The organism is Maribacter sp. TH_r10, from assembly GCF_033101095.1.
GTDB classification, from domain to species: Bacteria; Bacteroidota; Bacteroidia; order Flavobacteriales; family Flavobacteriaceae; genus Maribacter_A; species Maribacter_A luteus.
Window position 1 is genome coordinate 993643 of record NZ_JAWMPY010000001.1, and the last position, 15517, is coordinate 1009159.

The 15517-nt window shown below is 38.3% G+C and carries 6 protein-coding genes; all 6 read right to left on the reverse strand.

The features are described 5' to 3' along the window. Positions 1–129 precede the first annotated feature (129 nt). On the reverse strand, positions 130–3387 hold the full coding sequence (locus R3X28_RS04140) for a VCBS repeat-containing protein (RefSeq protein WP_317662624.1): 3258 nt from the start codon (positions 3385–3387) through the stop codon (positions 130–132). Next, positions 3384–6701, reverse strand: coding sequence for a VCBS repeat-containing protein (locus R3X28_RS04145; protein WP_317662626.1), 3318 nt, complete (start codon positions 6699–6701; stop codon positions 3384–3386). The genes R3X28_RS04140 and R3X28_RS04145 overlap by 4 nt, the downstream gene beginning before the upstream one ends. Then, a complete protein-coding gene (locus R3X28_RS04150; protein WP_317662628.1) occupies positions 6698–7321 on the reverse strand; it encodes a hypothetical protein in 624 nt (207 codons plus the stop codon). Before R3X28_RS04150 ends, R3X28_RS04145 begins: the two co-directional genes overlap by 4 nt. Beyond that, a complete protein-coding gene (locus R3X28_RS04155; protein ID WP_317662630.1) occupies positions 7290–10568 on the reverse strand; it encodes a VCBS repeat-containing protein in 3279 nt (1092 codons plus the stop codon). Before R3X28_RS04155 ends, R3X28_RS04150 begins: the two co-directional genes overlap by 32 nt. A 64-nt stretch (positions 10569–10632) precedes the next feature. Next, complete coding sequence (locus R3X28_RS04160) at positions 10633–12237, reverse strand: RagB/SusD family nutrient uptake outer membrane protein (RefSeq protein ID WP_282053568.1); 1605 nt, start codon at positions 12235–12237, stop codon at positions 10633–10635. A 10-nt stretch (positions 12238–12247) separates the two neighbouring features. After that, complete coding sequence (locus R3X28_RS04165) at positions 12248–15211, reverse strand: SusC/RagA family TonB-linked outer membrane protein (RefSeq protein ID WP_317662633.1); 2964 nt, start codon at positions 15209–15211, stop codon at positions 12248–12250. Between the last annotated feature and the right edge of the window lie 306 nt (positions 15212–15517).

Consider the following 15517-nt stretch of genomic DNA (forward strand, 5'->3'; position numbering starts at 1 on the left):
CGTGTATAAAGTTGTACTGTTCTACTAAATTAACCGTTTTTTTAGTATTCTGCCTAAGGATTACGTTTTAATAGTAGAATTGAAATTAACATTTATCCATTAAATATTTTAAAAAGTATTTTTGATCATCTATTGGGGGTCTATAATCAGAGCATGATTGTTATTGGCAATAACCAATAATTTGTTGTCGGAAAGTTTTACCAATCTTCGTGCGCTGATATCCTTGGGCAAGCCGAGAGATTTATAGCTATTAAATTCGGTATCATCAAAGTCGGTAAGTACTCCCCCTGCATTGGCATCGCTACTTCCCAATTCATTTACATAATCAAAATAGTTACCCACAAAGATCAGCTGTTTGTTTAATTCGGATGTTTCTATTAAAATATCCTCTATACTACTCATCTGTGCCTCTTTAGGTAATGGTACCCCTTTAAATGATGAGCCATCATTAAAATATATCATGGAGCGTAATTCATATATTTCCAGTTGAACATGGATATCTTTTTCGGGCACACCGGTAAGGTCTTCAATGCCATTTATTTTTGAAAAGTCGGTATAGCTTAGAAACCGTTTTTTTAGATAAGGTAATTGCCCCATCAAATTATCTTTAGAAGCAAAAGGTACATAATGACCGAAAAAATCATAGAATAAAAGCGGGTCTGGCTGTCCATTCTCATCAAAATCATCTAGAAAGAGTTTAATGGGCTTTTCTTTAGAAGCTTTCCATTTTAGATTAAGGCCTGCGTTCCCGGCAACAATGTCTTTATGGCCATTGCCATCCAAGTCTTCGATAATGAGCGTATTCCACATTCCATTAGTGTCTTTTAAACCCAATTCATGTGTTACCTCCTTGAATTTATCATTACCTTGATTTAGCATAATGGTAATAGGCATCCAATCACCAATGATAACTAGATCTAGTAGGCCATCATCGTTTAAGTCTGACCATTGACTGTCCGTTATCATCCCATACCTGCCACTTGCGATTGCTTCGAAATTACCTTTGGCGGTATTCTTCAATATCATGCTTGTAGGGGGAAGGCCATATGCACCAGGAATTGAACGACTTCCTATAAACAAATCTGTAAATCCATCTGAATTAAAATCCCCTGCTGAAATGCTACCACCATTGGTCATGGGCAATATAGCCTTTAAACGTTCAAAATTACCTTGACCATCATTCAGATACACCCGATCTTCCAGATTCAGGTTGCCTTCCATTAGGTCATTGCCTCCACTCATCACATATATATCCAGGTCACCATCATTTTCAAGGTCAAAAACAGCTGCATCGACATCTTCAAAGATTTGGTCTTTCTCGAATGGGATATTTTTTTTGGATTTATAGGATCCATGTTCATCTTGCATAAAAAGAGCTGCAGATTGGTATTTTGCACCTCCGATATAAAGGTCTTTACGGCCATCTCCATTAAAATCAGCAGTTACTACTGCAGGTCCTTCGACCGATAATTTTTCAGGTATCAGGGCTTCTCGTTCATAATCAAGATATTTGTTTTCAATATGGGTGTATCCAAATGTTATTGGCTTTTTAGCCTTTATTGTAGGAGTAAACGCATATAACGGCAATCCTGTTTTTTTGGTTATCGTATTAAATGTGTTAATACTTAAATTGTTCTGGGTTTGATAGCTGCCATCTGGCCAAATTACACGTACGGAATCTACTTCAGATATATTTCCAAGGCCAAAATGTAGTTTTCGCGTAGAGGCGGATTGAAAACCGCGGGTGACGGTCAATTCCTTTGTAAAAACGCCTTCTTTGGTATAAACCATTATTTTAGATCCCGTAGTATTTTGATTTGTGTCGGAAAGGCTAAAAACAATATAGTTGTTTGAGAGGCTGTCATTGCTTTCATTTTCCAATAAAAATACTTTTTCATTGATGTTGTTTACTACTAAGTCCAAGTCCCCGTCAAGGTCAAGGTCACTATATGCAGCACCATTGGAAAAAGAAGGGGCTAAACCCGCTTTTTCCGTTAATCTTTCAAACTCTAAATCACCATTGTTTTTGAATAAAATGTTTGATAATTTAAGGGTAGGCATTTGTTTGATTAGTTTTTTTTCAATTTCTTGAGCCTGATTTTGATTATAGGCACTGAAATCTGTACTGCTGAGATAATTGATATAGTCAAGGTCGTTTGGTCTTTTATATATGCCGTTTGTTATATAAAGATCATTTAACCCATCATTGTCATAATCCTGGATCAGCACTGACCAACTCCAGTCTGTTGCATGGGTATTGGTCATGGGGGCAATATCGGAAAAATAACCTTGACCGGTATTTAATTGAAAGTTGTTGCGGGCATATTGTTTGCCAAATCCAAAACTCTCTTTTATTTGACTCACCTTATCAGAGTCTTCACCTCCTGATTTCATGAATACCTCATGGTCAAAAGGCATCATATCCAAACTGAAAAGATCAAGAAGGCCATCGTTGTTCATGTCACCGATATCGGCACCCATTGTAAAGCGAGTGGTGTGGTTCAGCCATTCTGACCCTTCTTCTTTGAATGTTTTGTTTCCTTGATTAATATAGAGGTAGTCATTTTCATGAAAATCATTACCTATATAGATATCCAGCAAACCATCTTGATTAAAGTCCGAGGTGACCAAAGCAAGACCATACCCTAAAGGGCTATTGTAAATACCGGAAGTTTCGGTAACATCTGAAAAAGAAAGTACACCTTCATTTAATTTGTTTTCATAGAACCGATCACCAGTGAGCGAATCTTTGGTTTCGCGTTTAGTTGCCTTGCCGTAGCTTCTAGGTGTATGTATGGAGCAGTTCATAAGATACATATCCAGATCACCATCCTTATCATAATCCATAAAGGCCGTTTGGGTAGAAAAACCAGAAAAATCAAGTCCTACTTGTTTGGAGACTTCCTTAAAAGTTTCATTGCCTTGATTCAGATAAAGTAAGTTATGGGCTTTTAGTCCTTTGTAATTTCCAATTTTAGAGACGTAGATATCCAATAACCCATCATTGTTCACATCTTCCATGGTTACCCCGGATGACCAGGTAGAATCTATGGCCAGCCCTGCCGATTCTGTAATATCTTTAAACTTGAGTTCGCCAAGATTTAGATAGAGTTTATCGGGAGATTGGTTAGCGGTTAAATATATATCGTCCAATCCATCATTGTTTATGTCACCTAGGGCAACCCCACCACCATTATAGTAATAGAGATATTCAATGATATTTAAATCATTTTTTTGATGAAGGGAGTTGGTGAATTCCAATCCACTTTTTTCCGATGATAACGAATTAAAATATATATCCGCCTTTTTTGAGGGTTGCTCATTAGTTTTGGAGCAACTGGCCATTGAGACTGCCAATAGTACTAATAACCCATTTAGATATTTCATCGACTTTTGTAATTAAAGATTGCCAGAGAGTCATTGTTTCTTGAGACAATGACTTCTTGATTATGTATTTTGATATCACGGATTTCACCTACAAGGGAAAAACCTTTATTCCCCTTGTAGGTCTTAAAGTTTGCTCCATCTATATTTTCAAGGTATAAACCGAACGATGCATCGTAACGGCCTACTTCAGGTTTAGTGTTATATAGGTTTCCACCTAAGAGTAAATCCATGTCCCCATCATTGTCAAAATCTGATGAAGAGATGGCATAAATGGGGGAAAATTGTGCTTCAATGGGTAGTTTTACCGTTTTAAAATCAAAATTGCCTTCGTTTATGAGTATAATGGATGACAGTACATTTGCATGTAATTTTACGGCACCTTCCAGTTCAGATACAGAAAGTATATCATTGATATCAGCATCTTTGAAAGATGCAAAGTTTGGATATTTCTTTTTTAGATCTTTGAGTTGTTCAATTAAGTTGTGCCTCAAATTATAGGGATATTGCTTGCCATTATCGGCAGTGAAGGTCATTATGGGGTCTATAAATCCATTTTGGTCAAAATCATTGACATATAAATGAATAGGTTTGTCCGTACTTGCTTTGAAACGGGAATTTTCCCCATGGTTACCTAAAACGAGATCTAGGTCGCCATCATTGTCTAAATCTACGGGATGAACCTTTTTCCACCATCCGTGTAAATCGGTAAGATCATTGTTTGTTACTCTTTCAAATTTACCACTTCGATTTTTAAAAATTTCTACACCCATAAACTCACCGACTACGAGTAATTCATTTTTGCCATCTGCGTCGAGGTCTAAGAAATGGGCATCTGTGATCATGCCCAAGTTATGCAAAGAAGGTGCTGCTTTAGCTGAAATATCAGTGTAATTGCCTTTTCCGTCATTTTGCAAAATGAATCCAGACCCTGGCATTCCATATTGTGTCGGTATACTGCGTTCACCTACGAAAAGGTCCAAATCTCCGTCTTCATCTATATCCTCGGCAATGACCGTGGCTGTGCTATGATTACCATTTACCGTAGGCAGGAGTTGTGGGGAAAGAGTAAAATTACCTTCTCCGTCATTAAAATATAAACGGTCTTTTAAATAACTTGAGAACTGGGAGAATTCTACACCCCCACTACAAACATATAAGTCCTTATCCCCATCGTTATCCGCATCGAAAAAGAGACTGGCGCTATCTTCAGAGTTAATGTTTTTATCAAAATCAAGGGATGTACTTTTGATAAAGCCATTTTTTTTGGACATTAACAGGGTAGAGGCACTACCTTTTGATCCACCAATAAAAATATCTTTGCGTCCATCATTGTTCACATCCGCCATGGCCATTCTGGGTCCTTCGGTACTCAACATATGTGGGAGTAAGCGATCTCTATCAAAATCGACGAACCGATTTTCAGTATGTTTAAACGGAATCTTTAAAGCACTTTGTTGGAATATCTGTTGTTCTGACGAATCAATTTCCTTAATCCTTGGAACACCATCACTCTCGAAAAGGTTTAAAATTTGATTTGCTGCGGTATGTTCAATTTGGGTGATTTTACCAGAAGGCCATATGACTTCAACAGTCACAGAATCATTATTGCTAATCCCAAAATTAGGACGTAGGTCCATACTTGATTGAAAACCACGAATGGGTTGTTGTTCTTGATAGAGAGATTGGTCTTTTGTTTCAACTTTGATTTTTGCTCCTATGGCATGGGTATTTTTGCCTTGCCCATGAAGAACCAATTTAAGGTAATTGCTGCCTAGTTCAGTCTCAACTTTGTTCTGGTAAACGAACGCTTGCATGTTCACATTGTTCACTACAAGGTCGTAGTCCCCGTCATTGTCAAGATCCCCATAGGCCGACCCATTAGAGAAACTTGGGGTGTCCAAACCAGAGTCCCAATGCCGTTCAAATTTGAGGTTTCCTAAATTTTTATAGGCATGATTGGGAATTTTGTTAGAAGGTATTATCTCTATTAATTGATCATAGTCTACTTCGTTCCCAGAAATTATTGATTGAATTGCCGCATCACTGGATATGTATTGAAGATAATCCTGGTCTGTCAAATCTTTATATATACCATTGGCTATGAATAAGTCTTTAAAACCATCATTGTTCATGTCGAAGAACAAGGCGCCCCAGCTCCAATCTGAAGCTTCGACACCGCTATATCTGCCTATTTCACTAAAGGTGGAATTGCCATTGTTCAATTGCAAGGTATTTCTCGTGAATTGATGGTAATATCCATTCTTAAGATTGTGTTGGTATTTATTCCAATCTTCAAATGTTGTAACGGTCTTAAGTCTATCGTATTCTGAAGGGAGCATTTCGGTGACGAAGAGATCTATATTGCCGTCATTGTTTATATCAGCTACATCTGCCCCCATCGAGGCGCTGCTTAAAGATTGTATCTGTTCTGTCAATGTTTCTCTAAATGTACCGTCTCTTTGATTTATATAGATATAATCCCGTTCAAAAAAATCATTTGAGACGTAGATGTCTTCCCAATCATCATTGTTCAGATCGCCGACCGTAACCCCAAGTCCAAAGCCGATGACACTGCCATAAATGCCAGATTCCTCACTCACATTTATGAAGGATTGATCTTCATTTCGAAGTAATTTATCTCCTCCTAAAACATCACGTTCAAAACGTTCGTTACGCTGTAAGTTGAAGCTACCTATTGAGCGATATGAATTATTTAGAAGGTACACATCTAGATCACCATCGCGATCGTAATCAAAAAACGATGCATGTGTTGAAAACCCTTTGTCATCAAGTCCATATTCTTTGGCAGATTCGGTGAAGGTAACTTGGTTGGTATCTGAAGACGGGCCATTATTGATAAAAAGCTCATTCTCTTTATTGTCACCAGCAATATCACCGGAGTTGCACACATAAATATCCAGATACCCATCGGCATTAATATCTACCATGGTGACACCGGTCGACCAGGCTTTTGTGCCACCGACCTGGGCAGTATTTGTAATATCCTCGAATTTAAACCCTCCCTTGTTCAGGTATAGGCGATTAGATTCTAAGTTAGATGTGAAATAGATATCCAAGAGTCCGTCATTATTGATGTCACCAAGTGCAACCCCACCACCGTTATAGAAATTACGGTATTTATATACATTGAATTCATGATCGTAATTAAGGTCATTAACAAAATCCACGCCTGTCTCAGTACTATCCATTAATTGAAACAAAGTTTTAGGTTCCTGATTTTCAACTTCACTTCGGTTACAGGATAAGAAGGAGAAACTAACAAATATAGCTAGTATGAAAAATTTGTTTTTCATGGGTTTGCGGGTTTGAATTTTTCGGGGTATTTGTATTTCAGGTCTTCGATTTTAACGACTACGTTCTTAATGTCCTTAGGGTAAAGTACAATTTGCCGGTTACCGTCTACTTTAACATGGGTTTCTTTATTCAGTTTATCTGATTCTATAGTGATGAATTTGTTTCCAGGGAACCAATTCATTAAGGTGTCCAATAATACAGGAACCAAGTTTTCACTTGTCATATCATCGTTCCAAGGTGCCCAAGACTTATAGGAAAATTCCATGTCCATCCCGGTCATGATATTATTTTCGTTGAAATTTCCATAAAAAAGCATCATTATTGCCGTTAAGTTTTTGTCCTCCTTATTTGAGTTTAATAAATATTGTACGGATCTATTGTTAGGCCCTTGTGTTACCAATCCTTTATTATTCAACTTCCAACATTGGTCAAAAAAGGATTGCTTCGTATCACCAAACGACATTCCTAAAACCATACTATCTTTAGAAATTCCTTTTTGGGCTTCTTTATTGACAGTTTTGGTATATTCTGATTCGCAGGAAAGAAGTAAGAAGGAGAATAATAGGAAACTGCATAGTATTTTTAGTTTATTGTATTTCATGAAACTGTACTTCATCATTGCTCATAGCGGTTAGTAATAATGTTTTGTTATTGTAAGGTAAGATTTTGAAATTCCTTATCTCGCCTTGGATACCTAGACTTTCAATTTTTATTGGAACATATTTTTTTTCATTGTTCAATTGTCCTAAAATCAACCATCCTTTAGAAGCGTCTTGTCTTCCGAACTGGGGCTTTACAAAAAACTGGTTACCTCCCAGAAGAATATCCTTTATTCCATTCTGGTCCGCATCGATAATTTCAATTGCCGAAACATTGGAATATTGGGCTTCAGGAGGGAGGGCATATTTTGTAAAGGTTCCTCCCGAATTTATGAACAGAGAGGATTCAATGACATTTATATCCGAAATTTGAGCACCCTTAAGGTCTTTTTCAGTGAAAATGTCATTGATCGTAGCGTTGGCATAATCTTTAAAATAAAGAAATTTGGTTTTTAATTTAGGCAATTGTGATATGAGTTCATCCCGATCAACTATGGGAAAATAGCTGCCATTTATATTATGGCAGATTATTTGTTCGGCGAATCCGTTACGATCAAAATCCTTGATGTACATTCTAGTGCCGGGTTTATAAAAGCTGTTTTTTCCAATGTTACCTCCAATAATATCCTGATCTCCATCATTATCTATATCTGTAATTTTAATGGAGGTCCACATACCACTATAGTTATCAAAACCATATTCTGACGTTTCTTCAGTTAAGGCACCTTTGTTATTTATGAAAACTCTAATAGGCATCCATTCTCCTGCGATTATTAAATCATCCCAGCCGTCAGCATTAATATCGCCCCATGCCGCATCAGATACCATGCCTATATTTTCCAACTCTACTTGGTCTAGGATTTCAAAATTATTTTCACCATTATTCTTGAGAATAAGGCTAGAAACTTTTAAGCCATAGAGTTCGGGGTTAAACCTACCACCAATAAAAAGGTCTAAATCACCATCTTTATCAAAGTCATTTGCTGCAACCGTGGAAGAACTTAATGGTTTAGGGAAGGGTAGTTGATTTTTAACTTTTGAAAATTCACCATGATCATTTATGTAGAGGCGATCATTTAGTAGGGCATCATATTTCGAGAATGCTTTACCCCCACTACAGATATATAGGTCTAGATCCCCATCATTGTCAGTATCTAAGAAAAGAGCATCGGTATCCTCTGACCTAAAGTCCTGTTCAAAGGGTTCTTTAACTTCTTTGAATTTGGAGCCGTGTGATATAAATAGACTTCCCGATTGATTTTTGGCTCCCCCAATATATACGTCTAAAATACCGTCTCCGTTCACATCACCAACGGTTAAAGCGGGGCCCTCATTGTTTGACATATGGGGTAAAAGACGCTCTCGATTAAAGTCAACGAAAGTATTTTCTTTATGTTCAAAATGAAAGAATGGAGTAACTTTTTCAATATATCTATCTGTATTTATAAAAGAGCTGAGGTGTAGTTTATCTGATGAAATGGAGGGTTCCTTGAATGTATAGGATTTATTGGAGCTAAGATTTTGCTTTTTGGTGATTGTACCGTTTGGCCAGGAAATAATTAAACTATCTATAGATTTTGATGGCCCTAATCCAAAGTGGATTCCGGCATCTACAGAGCTTTGGAAACCTCTACTGGGATAATTCTCTGCCATGGCCCTGTGGTTGTTCTGATAGTATATCGTAGCTTTTGCACCAATGGCCTGGGTGTTTTCTGATGATGAGTAAAACTTGAAGTAGGCACTTCTGTTTTGTAATGTATCTGTTTTGTTTTCATAGATGAATGACGGCATATTGACATTGTTTACCACCAAATCTAGATCGCCGTCATTGTCAAGGTCGCCATAGGCACTACCATTACTAAAACTAGGTGTATTTAACCCAAAGTCCTTCGATTTATTTTCAAATTTGAAATCCCCTAGGTTTTTATAGGTAACATTGGGCATAGCCTGGGAAGGCATAAGGTCTATGAGTTTAATAATTACCTCTTCTTGGGTTTTCATCATGTTCCTTACCTTTTCCTCATTGGCCATGTAGGTAAGGTAATCACGATCTAATAGATCCTTGTAGATTCCGTTACTTATGAAAATATCCCTTAAACCATCATTGTCAAAATCAAAAATCAGTGAAGCCCAACTCCACTCCGTGGCATGTACTCCTGAAAACCGGCCTATTTCAAAGAAACCGTTAGGTCCCATATTTCTCTGCAAGGCATTCCTAGGAAATTGATGTGAGTAACCTTGTCTTACGCTAAGACTATATTTGTCCCAAGATTCGTAAATCGCCTTAGTCCTTTGCCTTTCTATATCTTGAGGTAACATTTCCGTGACCATTAGGTCAGTTAGAAGGTCGTTGTCCAAATCTGCGGCATCGGCGCCCATTGAGCCCATAGAGAACGATGAGAAGGTATTTTCACCTACTTCATCAAAACCACCTTCTTGGTTGTTCAAATAAAGATAATCCCTTTCAAAGAAGTCATTTGAAATAAAAAGATCGGGCCAAGAATCATCATTAAAATCACTTACCGTTATTCCAAGTCCAAATCCGATGTTACTAGTGAAAATTCCTGCTTCATTTGAAAATTCGATGAATTTCCCGTTTTCGTTCTTTAAGAATTTGTTGCCTGTCTCACTAGGTATTTTTCTTTTATCCTTGATTAATTCATAACCTCCTACTGATTTTATGGAGTTGTTGAGTAGGTAACAGTCCAAATCCCCATCCTTATCATAATCAAAAAATGCGGCTTGTACTGAAAGGCCGGTAATGTCCAAGCCATATTTTTCGGACTGTTCAGAGAAGGTGAGGTCTCCGTTATTGATAAAAAGTTCATTATGCCTATTTCCACCTTCCGGTTTCCCGGATTTACAAACATAAATATCCAATTTACCATCATGATTAATATCAACGAATGTTGCCCCTGTAGACCATATGTTCTTACAGGCTACACCGGAATTCTCCGTGATATCTTCAAATTGCCAATTCCCTTTGTTCAAATAAAGGCGGTTATCTACAATGTTTCCGGTAAAATAGAGGTCGGGTAGTCCATCATTGTTAATGTCACCAATAGCAACCCCTCCACCATTGTAAAAATTACGATATGTGTATGGGTTAAAATCCTCAGTATACGTCAGTGTATTCTGGAAATCTATGCCACAGTTGTCCCTAAGTTTAAAAAGAGGATGTTGATTAGATAACGTCCCCTGCTTGTCATCACGAGAACATGAGAGGGTTAAAACTAGGCTTATGGCCAATAAAATATGGGCTTTCATTTGGTTGACCTAAATTGAAAAAGGGTTACTAAATGTAACCCTTTTAATTCAATAAAACTAGGTGTTAATACCCAGGGTTTTGGGTTAATGTACCTTCTGCTGCATCAATTTGAGGTTGAGGAATAGGGAACAATGATTTATAGGCATCATTGTTTGTTTTCTCCCACCATGGATCATCATATTTTTCAAAACGAATCAAATCTTGTCTCCTAGTGGCCTCCATGAACATTTCACGTCCGCGTTCTGCCAAAAAGGAATCAGCATCAATTGAGGTCATGACTCCTAAACCAGCTCTTGCCCTAATGGTATTTACATCTGCTGCGGCCATTGACCAATCACCAGCTGTTCTTGCCATACCTTCCGCACGTATTAGATAAAGCTCCCCTAGTCGGATAATAGGCATATCATTATCCATGTCCGATCTTTCAAAAAGTCTATGACTGAATTTACCTAATCGTGCACCACCTTTTCTAGAGGCATTGGGCTCCAATTCATTTATTTCGGCTGTATAATCCAATTCCAATTCTCCGTCTGTAGCGGCATAATCCAAAATAGCCGATCCGTTGTAGTCGAATTGTTGACCTATGATAAAACTAGCTTCTTTACGGGCGTCAGCATCATCATAGGAATTATAAAAATCCTCTAAGGCTGAATATCCATTCCAAGGTTGGTCAGTTAGGTTCCATGTAAATTGGCTGGAATAGTGTAATGACATCACCCCGAAGTTCATTCCTCCACCTGTTACCCCATCATAGGCGACCGACCAGATAATCTCTGGGTTATCTTGATTGTTAGGGGCAAAAACCGCAGCATATCCTTCCAATTCATCAGGATCGGAAGCAACTGAGGGTCTTTTTCCTGGGTTAGGAACGCTACATCCAACACCACAAAGTACATAGCCTGAGTTGTCAATGACATAAGAAGCGGCATCAGCGGCCTCTTGGTATCTCGGAGTGCCTGTATAAACTTCTGCGTTTAAATATAATTTAGATAACAATCCTAGTGCTGCATATTGATTAACACGATACGGATTGACCTCGACTCCCAACGGACTTGAAGATAAATCCATAGAGGCATTAACGGCACTAATGCCCAAAGCGTTTAGCAATTCACTTTCGACAAAAGCAAAAACATCTGCCCTCGAAGATTGGGGTGCGTCGGTACCTGTGGAGGTGATTAATTTAACACGACCAAAAAGATCTAACAACCTAAAATAGAACAAAGCCCTTAAAACTTTTATCTGGGCAGTTTGGTTGGCATCCAAGGAAGTCCCCAATAAATCATTACACGCGGCAATTGCTGTATACTGCTGGTTCCAAGTGCCTTCAACGGGACCACTGGAAGGGCCATAAGTGTGACGGTGCATATCAATCCATATTCCACCATCGTACCAGTCACCTCCTTTTTGGGTTACGGCCATTTCATCCGTTGAAACGGATTGTACAGACCAATAACCTCCATGGTTTGCACTACCTGCATCCCGTAATTGACTAAATGCGACGCTTAGGGCATCATTGCCACCGTTGCCACCACCTTCAAAATCACTACTGGCTTCTTCAATACTCACGGGCTTGTCGATTTCGCCGATCAAATCTTCTTCCAAATCAGTACATGAAGTCAAAAAGACCCCGCTGCACATCATTAATATTTTAAATATATTTTTTTTCATCGCTTATTTTTTAAAAGTTTATGTTTAGCCCCAGTGTAAAGGTGCGTGCAGAAAAATAATTGCTCCTTCTGTCGATACCGGGAATAAGTGGGTCGAAAGCATCGGTTGTGGTAAATCCTCCATTGTCCGCTTCAGAACCTCTATCCTGCAAGGCAGGTTCAGGGTCTGATCCTGTATAATTGGTAATTGTAAATAGATTTTGGCCACTAGCAGTTACGCGGACTCCTTTTACATATTTGTTTTCCTTGATGTCAAAGGTGTATCCTATCGATAGGTTGTCCAATTTAAAGAAATCAGCTTTCTCAACATATAAAGAACTGAATTTAGCATTCGTGATTTCGGGATTGGCCAATTCTGTGTTGACAAAATTGTAAGATCCTTGACTACCAACACGTGGCTCATAAAAGGCACGGTATGTATTGATTAAACTGTGGCCGAAAGCCCCTCTGAAGAAGGCGTTCAAATCCCAGTTTTTGTAGCTAAGCTGGTTTGTCCACCCTAACTCAAAATCCGGAGTTCCCTTACCGAGAACTTTAAAATCACCATCAGGGTCCAATGCATTGTTTTGAGCAGTTAATAGTTGACCGTCATTATTAATATCTTCCAATACTTGGCTTCCATCAACTACCTCTCCAGTGAAAACAGGTCCCCATATTTGACCAATTTCCTCACCTTCCTTAATACGTATCATATCCGTGTCATTTTGGCCAGGAGCTCCTAGGGATCCTCTCATTTCTTGGGGTATGGTATATTTTTCCAAGGTTGTTTTATTCCTGGAAAGAACAATTCCTGAATTGTAGTTGAGGTCTTCAGATTTTATGATGTCATAATTAACGGCAAGTTCAAATCCTTGGGATTTTAACTCTCCTGCATTTTCCCATCGTCTCCCTGTTGGGTAAATAGTCACGTCGACATCCCTTTCTAGAATAAAATCACTTACATTTCTTGTGTATATATCCAAAGTTGCACCTAACCTTCCGGAGGCGAATTCAATACCAAAGTTGGTTTCTGCTTTTTCCTCCCATTTTAAATCAGGGTTCGCATCTGTAAGCTGGTTACTGCTTAAACGACCATCAGCAGGTTCGTACAAGGATTTAGAAAGACCGTTCCTAGATGGTAAAGCTCCTGTTACCCCATATCCTACACGAACTTTCAAGAGATCCACATTGTTCAGTTCCAAATAATGGTTAAGATCGGCCCCTAAACCTACAGCAGGGAAAGTTGCCCATCTATTATTTTCACCGAATTTGGTTGACCCTTCACGACGAATGGATGCATTAAAAAAGATAGCATTATCAAATGTAGCACTTGCTCTTCCGAAAAAGGCGATGATACGATCTTCAGGAGATGCATTGCTGTTCACATCGATAAAGCCAGCATTTTCCAAATCTTGAGACCATTCCAAAGCATTGATGTACTGAATGTCATCATCAGGAAAATCCCCCATTGATAAAAAGTAATCGTATTGGGTGTTCTCTTGCCAAGAGTAACCACCGGTAAAAGTCAAATCGGCAGCTCCCACACTAGTTTTATATGTGGAATATAATTCGAACAATTTGAACTCCTTATCTTCATTATATAATCTGGCCAAACCTTTACGGTTAGGGCTGGTTGCATTACCTCTCCATAAAGAAGTGGTTCTATAATATTCCCTATTACTCAATTTACTGGTCTGTTGGGAAATAAGAGCATTCAAATCCCAATTTTCCAAAATTTTGTAATTAAAATTTGCACTATAGGTAAACTCACTTTTATTTCCATTATTGGTATTTTGATTGATTATGGAAACAGGGTTGAAACTATCGAATAATCCCAATGTCTCAAAATACCCCCCAAAGGTGGCTGAATCGAATTGATAAGGAGAGTCTACTCCATAAACTGGGGCGGTTGGGTTGTATAGTAGGGCGTAACGTAAGGCCTCATTAAAACCATATCGGCTTTTTCTTTTGGTATATGACATATTGAAATCAATTTTCAATTTATCATCTAACGTATATGTTGTTACACTTGCCCTAGTATTATATTGTTTAAACCCCGAGTTCCTTAAAATGCCTTGCGCATTCCTGAAATTACCTGAAATACGGTATGATGTATTACCATCACCACCGGAAATAGCAACGTTGTTTATTTTGGTAGTCCCGTCCATAGTAACCAAATCCAACCAATCATTTCTTTGGCCTAAGTCGACACCACCCGCAGCGGCAAACTCATCAGCAGACATAACATCCACATGGTTGGCTATAGTGGAAACGGCCAAGGAGCCGCTGTAATCAACACTTGTTTTTCCGGGAATACCGCGTTTGGTCGTAACAAGAATAACCCCACTGGAACCTCTTGTACCATATATTGCTGCAGCTGAACCGTCTTTAAGTACGTTAACACTTGCAATATCATTAGGGTCAACATTGTTCAAGGAGGCACCTACTACACCATCAATTACCACCAACGGTTCCGAATTGGCCCCTACGGTAGAAATACCTCTTAATCGAATAACGGCATCTTCATTGGGATTGCCACCTTTGTTGTAAATACTTAAACCTGCAACCTTACCTTGAAGTAATTGGGAAGCGTCGTTTACGGTACCTTTGTTGAAGGCCTCCTCATCTACAACCGCTACGGCAGATGTAATTTCCTTTTTTGTAGAAGAACCATAGCCTACAATGACCACTTCATCCAATGCTTGGGCGTCTTCGGCTAAAGTAACATTGATGCTGGTTTGGCCGTTAACTTCTATTTCTGTAGTACTGAAGCCTACATAGCTAATTACCAGTGTGGCATTTTCACCAACATTAATGGTAAAATTGCCATCGAAATCGGTTTGTGTTCCATTGGTTGTCCCTTTTTCGACAACACTTGCCCCCGGTAAGGGACCATTGGCATCGGAAACAGTTCCCGATACCTCTTGAGCTTGTGCCCATCCAAAGCATAAAAATGCCCCGATAAGCAAGAAGCTTCGTAGTAATGAAATCTTCATAAAGAATTGATTTAAGTTGAGTTAATTTTGTTCTAGTATCTAAAAATATATAAATAAATGTTAAAAAATAGGTCTGTTGGCTTCTAAATACAACGAAAACGTTTGCGTGTTAATAACTTAATTGAAATAGGAAATTATAAATATCAATTTACAATAATTATTAATAACATATATATTATACTAAAAAAATATTGAAATGGTAATTATGTTAATCGGAAGTAGATTTTTTTTAGGTCGGTTTTTGTTTCTCTTTATCCTAAAAAAATCTTAATTTTAAAAAGAAGGATTAAGACCTTTAAATGCAGT

Coding starts and splice junctions, on each gene's coding strand:
- R3X28_RS04140 (WP_317662624.1), bottom strand. CDS start 3,387: ATGAAATATCTAAATGGGTTATTAGTACTATTGGCAGTCTCAATGGCC.
- R3X28_RS04145 (WP_317662626.1), bottom strand. CDS start 6,701: ATGAAAAACAAATTTTTCATACTAGCTATATTTGTTAGTTTCTCCTTC.
- R3X28_RS04150 (WP_317662628.1), bottom strand. CDS start 7,321: ATGATGAAGTACAGTTTCATGAAATACAATAAACTAAAAATACTATGC.
- R3X28_RS04155 (WP_317662630.1), bottom strand. CDS start 10,568: ATGAAAGCCCATATTTTATTGGCCATAAGCCTAGTTTTAACCCTCTCA.
- R3X28_RS04160 (WP_282053568.1), bottom strand. CDS start 12,237: ATGAAAAAAAATATATTTAAAATATTAATGATGTGCAGCGGGGTCTTT.
- R3X28_RS04165 (WP_317662633.1), bottom strand. CDS start 15,211: ATGAAGATTTCATTACTACGAAGCTTCTTGCTTATCGGGGCATTTTTA.